Here is an 8,479-nt window from a genome sequence, read left to right as displayed (position 1 = left end):
ATTTTGCTTTGTTGTACAATTTACGGTCTTTGAGTGATTTGGTTAACTATTGTAAAAATGTGTTTTCAATAACAAAAGTGGATCATTTTAATCAAAATTACTAAAAAAAATATAGTTCCGTAAATTCTTTCTTTTTTTATTTTTTTTAAAACATTATATTGCATTGTTTTTTAAATAAATTGATTTTGAGAAAAATAAATCTATACCGCATTTTTTTGGTTTTGGCTTCTTTGTTGATGTTGTCTTTTCAGGAACCCAGGCTTAAAAAAAAGATATCTGATAAGGAGTTCAGATATGAGTTTTTTGTAACAGATAAGGCTCCTGACGTTAAAGAAGGAAGAACTTATTTTTGGTTTAAAGCTGGTTCCATACATCAATCAGAGTATGGAATTTCGGGAGAATTATTGGATGATGTTTTTGAAAAGTTTTATTTAAGTAATCAATTGGCGGAGCAGGGTGAGTTTAGAAAAGGACTTCGAGTAGGGGTTTGGAAAACTTGGCACAGTAACGGGACCATGAAAAGTTACGAATATTGGGATAATGGTTTGAAAAGGGGTATGAGTTTTTTGTATGACGAGCAAGGGCATTTGATTTTGAAAGGGCGGTATAAGTCTGATAAAAAACATGGGAGATGGATCGACTACAAATCTAATGATACATTAGTCTATAAATTAGGGAATGTGGTTATTGCTAAACCTGATAAAGTTAAGGAAGCTAAAGAAGGAGACCAGGTTAAAAAAGGCTTTTTTAAAAGACTATTTGGGAAAAAAGATTCTACTGTTGTTGATGACAAGGCCAATAAAAAGAATGGACAAACTGAGTTAAAGAGTCAAAAGAATCTTAAAGAGAAAGTTTCAAGTGACAAATTAAAAACCTCCAAGAAACAGAGTAGTGACAAAGCTGAAATTGCAAAGCCAAGAAAATCAAACTTCTTTACTCGTTTGTTTTCGAAAAAAAAGAAAGCTGATGCTAATAAAGGCCAATAGTTTATTGTATGCTGTTTACGTTTGCTTAATTGTTGCTATCATATGCAGTGGATTATTGTATTTTTCCGGATTATACAGAATGCTTAATTTATACTACAATACAAGGGAGGCTTTATACATTCAAAATGATTCAGCATTACAATACTTTTTGTCAAAAGGAACACCAAGTGCAGAGGATTTAATTACAGAGGATGGAATAATTTCAAAAGTTCATTTTAAAAATCATGGTTTGTTAAAAGTTGCTATCGTCCAAAGCATTTACCACAATGACACCTTAAATTCTTCCCACTTTGTGGGTTCATATATAAGCAATAGTACAGCACTGCATTTGGCTCAGTTTTCCCCTCAAATCTCTTATTCAGGTCTTGTAACTTTGATTGGTGATAAGGTATTGCCTTACGCTAATATTAATGAACGCTATATAGGAAGCAATCCTAATGTGCTAATTTCCAAAGGTAAGATTTCTTCGTCATCAGGATTGTTGCCCAGTATTCGTTCTGATTTTAAAAATGGACTAATAGATATGTCCTCTAGTCTTGCTAATGCTGAAGATATTGGTTCTAATCCTCGAGGAGCGTATTTTAATTCTTTTGAAAACCCAACAATAAAGATTATTTCCGATTACACTATTGGTTTGAAAAGGGTAAAAGGTAATTTTATAATTACCTCTAATGATTCATTAGAACTAGACAAAACACTTTCAATAGAAGATGTTATTATTAGTGCACCTGTGGTTAAAATAAGACGGGGATTTAGCGGTTCGGTTCAGATTTTTGCTACCCAAAAAGTTGTAGTAGAAGAAGATGTTATTTTACAGTACCCCTCGTCTGTTGTTCTTTATAATGATTCAGAAGAAAATGGAGAGATTATTATTGGAAAGAACAGCACAGTTAAAGGTGCTGTAGTTTTATATGGTAATCCGATTGAAAGTATTAATCAAAACAATATTAGGTTACTTGAGAATAGCTTGATTGTTGGAGATGTTTATGCTAGCGGAAAAATTATAATGGACGGAAAAGTTTACGGAACCGTATATGCTTACCGATTGTGTGGTCAAAACTCACAATCGATTTATGAAAATTGTCTTATTGATACAACAATAGATGTTTCTTTACGTCCTGACTATTTTGTATCAATACCTCTGTTTAATGAAAAAAAAGTTTCATTTGAGCCTATTAAGAAAGTATTCTAATGTTGCAGCACAATCAGTGCTTGAATCGGTTATAGCATTAAGTATCATAGCCGTGTGTTTGTATATTGCTGTTTTGGTTTATTCACAGGTATTTACGTCAAAAACATCGGTTCAATATTACAATACTAAAAATAAATTGACAACACTGTATTATATGAGTCAGGTTTATCCAGATAGTGTATTACCATTAGCAGGTGATGATTTTGAGGTGCGTTATGAGCGTGTAACAACCGATTTACTTCAAGTAACAATACACGAAAGAGATTCGATAGGGGCAAAATTTCAAAACCAATTTTATATTCGAGATGTTGAAACAGAATAACTTTTATGCTGTTAAAGCTTTTTCTGTTATGGAGGCTGTTTTTAGTATGGTTATAACTGCTATAGTTATAGGCGTTGTTTATGTTATATTTTCTATATTAAGTGAAAGAATGAATGATTTTAAGGAACAGAATAGATATGTTGCCGATATGAATCGTTTGAGTTATGCTATTACTAAAGATATTTTTGACAGTGAGCAAATGTTTGAAATGGATACCAATATAGTTTTTGAGAGTTACAGCGGAGCGGTAGTGCGTTATGAATACGGGGAGCTGTTCACCGTTAGAGTGCAAGATGATTTTACAGATACTTTTGCTATTGCCATGAAATCATTAAAGATGGATACCATAGCTAATAAACATAAAAGATTGTTTTTAAAGCGCCTTAAATTTCAATTTGATGTGAATGGTAAACTTTTGGATATGAATTTTTTTAAGAGAATATATCCTAATCAACTATTAAAAGCGGAGCCATAAATGGGAGTGGATTTAAATAAATATAAAAAGGGGCCAAAACCCAAAAGTGATTTTAACTTTGAATTCAAGTTAAACAGCACTTCCAAGAAGTTGACTGATAAAAAAAAGGAGACTTTTTATAGGGAACTGAGTATGCTTTTAAAGTCGGGTGTTGATTTTAAAAAGGCCTTAGAGATTTTAGGGCAACAAGCAAAATCATCTTTGGAAAAGCAAGTGATTACCCAGATTAAAGATCAGGTAGTGTTAGGGAAGAGTATTTGTGAGGCTATGATATCAACCACACAGTTTTCACCTTATGAATATTATAGTGTTCAAATAGGAGAGGAAACTCGAAAATTAGAAGAAGTATTGTTTGAATTGCAGCAGTTTTTTAACCGAAAAATTCAGATGAGGCGACAAATTATTTCTGTATTGACTTATCCGAGTATAGTTATGGTAGTTACCATTTCGGTATTGTATTTTATGTTGAACAAGGTGGTTCCCATGTTTAGTTCAGTTTTCAAGCAGTTTGGCAGTGAGCTGCCAAAGAGCACTCAGATTATACTTCAGTTGTCTAAACATTCCGGGACTATTTTTTTGTTATTTATTGCGGTATTATTAGGGTTGATTGTTTTTCATTATTTAAATAAGTCTAAAGAATGGTATAGGAGTTTCATTTCTAAGTTGGTTATGAAGATACCTTATTTTGGTAAGTTGGTTCAAAAAATATATCTCTCTAGATTTTGTCAGTCGATGAAGCTTTTAACCTCTTCCAAAACTTCTTTACTCACTTCTTTAAGTCTCACTTCAAAAATGATTCGATTTTATCCAATAGAAATTTCTATAGCTGTTATAAAAGAGGATGTTACGAAAGGAGTTACTTTTAGTGATAGCTTGAAAAAGCATGCTGTTTTTGAAGATAAAATGGTTTCAATGATTGAAGTGGCTGAACAGGTAAATCAGTTAGACGTGATGTTTGACCGTTTGACGGAGCAATATAATGAGGAAATAAGTCATCAAACTAAAATGATTGGAGTTGTTCTTGAGCCATTAATTATCATATTTATAGGGGTTATAGTTGGTGTTATTATGATATCTATGTATGCTCCAATGTTTGATTTAAGTAAAATTATAAGAAATTAGTAATTGAAATAACTAAAGAAAAATCTTGTAGGTTTAAAAAAAAACTTTAATTTGTAGTCCTAATTCTATTGGTTTTAGAAAACAGTATTGGATTAAAACAGTAATTGAGTTAACAGAGTTGTTTAATCAGTTTGGTATTGAAATGAAGCATTTAAAAGGAATAATTTGGAGAAAATTTAAAGGCGCTATGGTAAGAGCCTACTCTATGACAGAAATTCTTATAGTTTTGTGTATCATTGGGATTATTTTGCTAATGGTTTTGCCTAATCAAACGGCTGTAATTAGTCAGGCAAAGGCTATAGAGGCCCAAGCAATGTTGAATCATTTGTATGGTTTAGAGAAAAGTCATTTTTATCGTTTTTCTAAGTATTCCAATAGTTTAGAAGAAATAGGATTTGAACAAGAATTGACGGTTGATGAAGGTGGTCAGGCGGTTTACAAAATTGAAATTGTAGATGCAAACAATGAATCCTTTTTGGCCAGAGCCACTTCTGTTTCTGATTTGGATGGTGATGGTGCCTTTAATACATGGGAGATTGACAGTAAAAAAGTTTTGACGGAGGTAATTAAAGAATAGTTTGGAAATTTTACTATTTGTTTTGTTTGTATGTTTAGGACTTATCTTGTATCAAGATTTAAAGTTCCGAAAAATTCATGTGGCCATTCCTGTGGTATTGTTTGCAATGGCTCTTTATATTTTTGAAGAGAAGACTCCATATCCCTATATAATTTATATTTTAAATTTAGTGTTTTTGTCGTTAATTCTTATTTTTTTGGTTATTTATATGTCTGTTAAAAACAAGCAGTTTCTAAACCCATTTACCAATTATTTCGGTTTGGGAGATTTACTGTTTTATGTAGCTATATCTCCATTATTTCTGACAAGAGAATATGTGTTGTTTTTTATTTGCTCTATGGTATTCTCAATATTTTTACAAACCGGGTTGAAAAAGATAATTAAAGACACGACTGTTCCTTTGGCGGGTTATTCTGCTTTTTTACTTATGCTTATTGTTGTTAAAGACTTGTGGTTACCATTGCCTAAAATGACCATTTTATAATATGTCTGCGCTTACCCTAACTATAGAGAATCAGCATCTGATTAGTAGTGATTTGGCTAATCATTATAAAGTTATTCCAAGTGAAGTTACTGAGAAAGGGTTAAGTTTTTTTGTTGATGAAGCTTACAATAACGATGACCATAAAGAGGAATTGTCTCTTTTATTGGGTAAGAGCGTACAGTTGATTCCTGTTGACAGTAAAGATGTTGAAAAGGCATTATCATTATATTACAGAAAAGAGCGTATAACAGCGAGTAGTAAATCTTTTCAGATAGACCAACAAGATTTCTTGGAGAGATTGATTTCTGAGGCTAAATCCTTAAAAAGTAGTGATATTCACTTTGAAATTTACGAAAAAGATGCTCGAATTAGATTTAGGATAGACGGACAACTTATAGAGCGCTATAAAGTTGAACATGAGAATTATTTGGAATTGGTTAATAAAATCAAGATTAAGTCTAAGCTCAATATCACTGAAAAGCGTCTACCTCAAGACGGGAGAATTACTACTGATAATTTTGACATAAGGGTATCAATACTTCCTACTTTATTTGGAGAGAAAATTGTTATGCGTTTGTTAGGAAATGATGCCTCTCACATAGAATTAAGCACACTTGGCTTAGAAGAAGAAGAATTAAGATATTATTTAGAGGCTGTAAAGAAACCTAACGGCATTTTGCTTATTAGTGGTCCGACAGGATCGGGTAAGACAACTACATTATATGCTACTTTAAAACTTTTGAATGATTCTGTTCGCAATATTGTTACCGTTGAAGATCCTATTGAATATACTTTGAAAGGGATTAATCAGGTACAACTTAAGGAGGACATAGGTTTAACATTTGCCTCTGCACTTCGATCATTTTTAAGACAGGATCCGGATATTATTATGTTGGGTGAAATTAGAGATTCAGAGACTGCCATGATGGCTATTAGAGCCTCATTAACAGGGCATTTGGTGTTGTCAACAATACATACTAATTCGGCAGTTGGCACTATATCCCGTTTAATTGATATGGGAATTCCATCTTATTTAATAGCAGAAACATTAAACATTTCTGTAGCGCAACGATTAATTAGGAAACTTTGTCCGCATTGTAAAGAGCCCACTGATTTTGTTTCTGAAGATTTTCCGGAAAGCTATACGATACCGTATCCGATTGCAACTCTGTTTAAACCTAAAGGTTGTAATAGTTGTTATCATACGGGTTATAGTGGTCGAAGAGCTATTTATGAAATACTACGTATCGACTCAAAGGTTGTAAGCTGTATTAAGAATAATGAGATGGATGGGTTTTTAGGTAAAAATGGCAGTCATCAAACATTATCTGATAAGGCATATTATATTTTATCTCAGGGAGAAACCTCATTAGAGGAAATTTATTCAATTTTAATCACGTCGTAAATGAAGCATCTATATTTAGTTTTATTTTTTCTTTTTGCTAACATGGTTTCAGCTCAAAACGATGTTGGAACTCTTAATAGTAAGTTTGATGATTTTGCAAAGCAAAAGAAAGGGTTGAATAATGTGATGAAAGCTGATGTGTCTGGATTGACACTACACGATTTTATCAATTCGATAGCACAAGAGCATCAACTAAATGTGAGTGTTGATAGTGATTTAAATCAACCGGTAGTTAATAATTTTTTTGATGTTACTGTAAAGGATGTTTTTGTTTTTTTGGCTCAAAAGTATGATTTGGATGTTGAGTTTATCAATAATATTATCATCTTTAAAAAACACAAAGAAGTAAAATTACCTCCTGTTAAAAAACAACCTAAAGTAATAGATGTTTTTTACAACTCACAGAATGATTTTTTGTCGTTGAAGTTAGAGAACGATTCACTTCCCAATGTTGCTCAGGCCATTATTGATAAATCGGGTAAAAACATCATTTTAACGCCAGATATTAAAACACTAAAGGTATCCTCTTATATTTTGAACAGACCATTTGATCAGGTTATAGAAATGATGGCCAAGTCTAATAATCTATCAGCTACCAAAGATGATAACGGTTTTTATATTTTGGATAAAGCCACGGGAACTAATACCAACTCAGGAGTTGTTAGTAATGATAAAAACAATAAAAACAAGGGTGCCAAACTAGCCGCAGATTCTCCGGGTTATTACCAAGTTGATATAAATAAAAACGGCTTTTTGGATGTTAGGGCTAATGTGGCTGATGCGACTGATTTGATTATGGATGCTGCAGCTAAATCAAAAGTGAATTATTTTTTTTACAATAAACCTGAAAATGAAAAAACTTCTCTTAACGCTGAAAATCTGACATTTGATTCATTGTTAGATAATATTTTTAAGGGTAAAAAATATACTTTTAAAAAGCAAGACAATTATTATTTAATTGGAGAGCATGTAACAGAGGGATTGAGAGCTACTGAATTGATACAGTTAGAGAATAGGTCCATTGAATCGGTATTGCAATCACTCCCCAGGGTATTTAGTGAAAAATTGGAAATAAAAGAGTTTGTAGAGTTAAATGGATTGATTGTATCCGGTTCTAAAACAACTGTAGATGAACTTAGGCTTTACATCAAACAGATTGATAAGGTTGTTCCTTTGGTACAGATTGAGGTTATAATAGTACAATATAAAAAATCATACGATATACAAACGGGGATTAAAGCCGGTTTGGATAAAAATAATACCCAAACAACCGGAGGTGTTTTGTTTCCCAATACTGATATGAGCTTAAATGCTTCTTCAGTAAATAGTTTAATCAATGCTTTTAATGGTTTGGGTTTTATTAAGCTGGGAAAAGTAACCGATGCTTTTTATTTGAATTTACAAGCCCTTGAGAATAATTCGATTATTAAGATTGAATCTACTCCTAAGATTGCAACTATCAGTGGACATGAGGCTAAACTTGCCATAGGAGAAACCAGTTACTATTTTGAACAGACCAATCAGTTGATTAATAATGGTTTGGGAAATAATGTTTTGCAATCGGGCTCATGGAAATCAACAGATGCTAACCTCAGTGTTTCAATTAAGCCTTTTGTTTCTACCGATGAAAATGTAACTTTAAACATTACTGTTGAGAAGAGTTCTTTTTTGGGTAGGGCAGGAGAAACAGCTCCTCCGGGAAAAGCTACACAAAAATTTGAATCTCTGGTTAGAGTTAAGAACAGTGAAATGGTGCTTTTAGGCGGTTTAGACGAATTACAAAAAGAAAATTCAGGGACAGGGACCCCATTAATCTCCAGAATTCCTATCATCAGTTGGTTTTTTAGTAGTAAAAAGAAATCTAAAAGTACCTCAAAACTGCATATTTTTATAAAGCCTACAGTGGTGTATTAGTA

9 protein-coding genes are annotated in these 8,479 nt (G+C 32.4%); all 9 read left to right on the top strand.

Annotation, left to right across the window (positions count from 1 at the left end; genetic code table 11):
* The first annotated feature begins 185 nt into the window (after positions 1–185).
* Positions 186–986: a toxin-antitoxin system YwqK family antitoxin gene (locus SK086_RS13145; RefSeq protein ID WP_324692237.1), complete on the top strand. Its 801-nt coding sequence runs from the start codon at positions 186–188 to the stop codon at positions 984–986.
* Entirely contained in the window at positions 967–2,178 is a 1,212-nt protein-coding gene (locus tag SK086_RS13140) for a hypothetical protein (RefSeq protein ID WP_324692235.1), read from the top strand. The genes SK086_RS13145 and SK086_RS13140 overlap by 20 nt, the downstream gene beginning before the upstream one ends.
* Positions 2,135–2,500, top strand: coding sequence for a hypothetical protein (locus SK086_RS13135; protein WP_324692233.1), 366 nt, complete (start codon positions 2,135–2,137; stop codon positions 2,498–2,500). Before SK086_RS13140 ends, SK086_RS13135 begins: the two co-directional genes overlap by 44 nt.
* Positions 2,484–2,975, top strand: coding sequence for a hypothetical protein (locus tag SK086_RS13130; RefSeq protein ID WP_324692231.1), 492 nt, complete (start codon positions 2,484–2,486; stop codon positions 2,973–2,975). The genes SK086_RS13135 and SK086_RS13130 overlap by 17 nt, the downstream gene beginning before the upstream one ends.
* Positions 2,976–4,097, top strand: a complete 1,122-nt coding sequence (locus tag SK086_RS13125; RefSeq protein ID WP_324692229.1) for a type II secretion system F family protein — start codon at positions 2,976–2,978, stop codon at positions 4,095–4,097.
* A gap of 142 nt (positions 4,098–4,239) precedes the next feature.
* Positions 4,240–4,674 carry a type IV pilin protein gene (locus tag SK086_RS13120; protein WP_324692227.1) on the top strand — a complete coding sequence of 145 codons (435 nt, stop codon included), beginning with the start codon at positions 4,240–4,242 and terminating at the stop codon, positions 4,672–4,674.
* A gap of 1 nt (position 4,675) precedes the next feature.
* Positions 4,676–5,158 (top strand): hypothetical protein, encoded by a 483-nt coding sequence (locus tag SK086_RS13115; protein ID WP_324692225.1) that lies wholly within the window; start codon positions 4,676–4,678, stop codon positions 5,156–5,158.
* Position 5,159: 1 nt separating this feature from the next.
* Positions 5,160–6,563: a GspE/PulE family protein gene (locus SK086_RS13110; RefSeq protein ID WP_324692224.1), complete on the top strand. Its 1,404-nt coding sequence runs from the start codon at positions 5,160–5,162 to the stop codon at positions 6,561–6,563.
* A complete protein-coding gene (locus SK086_RS13105) occupies positions 6,564–8,477 on the top strand; it encodes a type II secretion system protein GspD (protein WP_324692223.1) in 1,914 nt (637 codons plus the stop codon). It abuts the gene before it with no gap.
* Positions 8,478–8,479 lie beyond the last annotated feature (2 nt).

This window comes from Flavobacterium cheonhonense, from assembly GCF_035671315.1.
In the GTDB taxonomy this organism is placed as follows: domain Bacteria; phylum Bacteroidota; class Bacteroidia; order Flavobacteriales; family Flavobacteriaceae; genus Flavobacterium; species Flavobacterium cheonhonense.
The sequence above is the reverse complement of the archived record's forward strand: the minus strand, read 5'-3'. Positions and strand labels throughout refer to the sequence as shown.

What these genes read in the sequence shown, in the direction of transcription:
- SK086_RS13140 (WP_324692235.1), top strand. Translation starts at nt 967, where the DNA reads ATGCTAATAAAGGCCAATAGTTTATTGTATGCTGTTTACGTTTGCTTA.
- SK086_RS13135 (WP_324692233.1), top strand. Translation starts at nt 2,135, where the DNA reads ATGAAAAAAAAGTTTCATTTGAGCCTATTAAGAAAGTATTCTAATGTT.
- SK086_RS13130 (WP_324692231.1), top strand. Translation starts at nt 2,484, where the DNA reads ATGTTGAAACAGAATAACTTTTATGCTGTTAAAGCTTTTTCTGTTATG.
- SK086_RS13125 (WP_324692229.1), top strand. Translation starts at nt 2,976, where the DNA reads ATGGGAGTGGATTTAAATAAATATAAAAAGGGGCCAAAACCCAAAAGT.
- SK086_RS13120 (WP_324692227.1), top strand. Translation starts at nt 4,240, where the DNA reads ATGAAGCATTTAAAAGGAATAATTTGGAGAAAATTTAAAGGCGCTATG.
- SK086_RS13110 (WP_324692224.1), top strand. Translation starts at nt 5,160, where the DNA reads ATGTCTGCGCTTACCCTAACTATAGAGAATCAGCATCTGATTAGTAGT.
- SK086_RS13105 (WP_324692223.1), top strand. Translation starts at nt 6,564, where the DNA reads ATGAAGCATCTATATTTAGTTTTATTTTTTCTTTTTGCTAACATGGTT.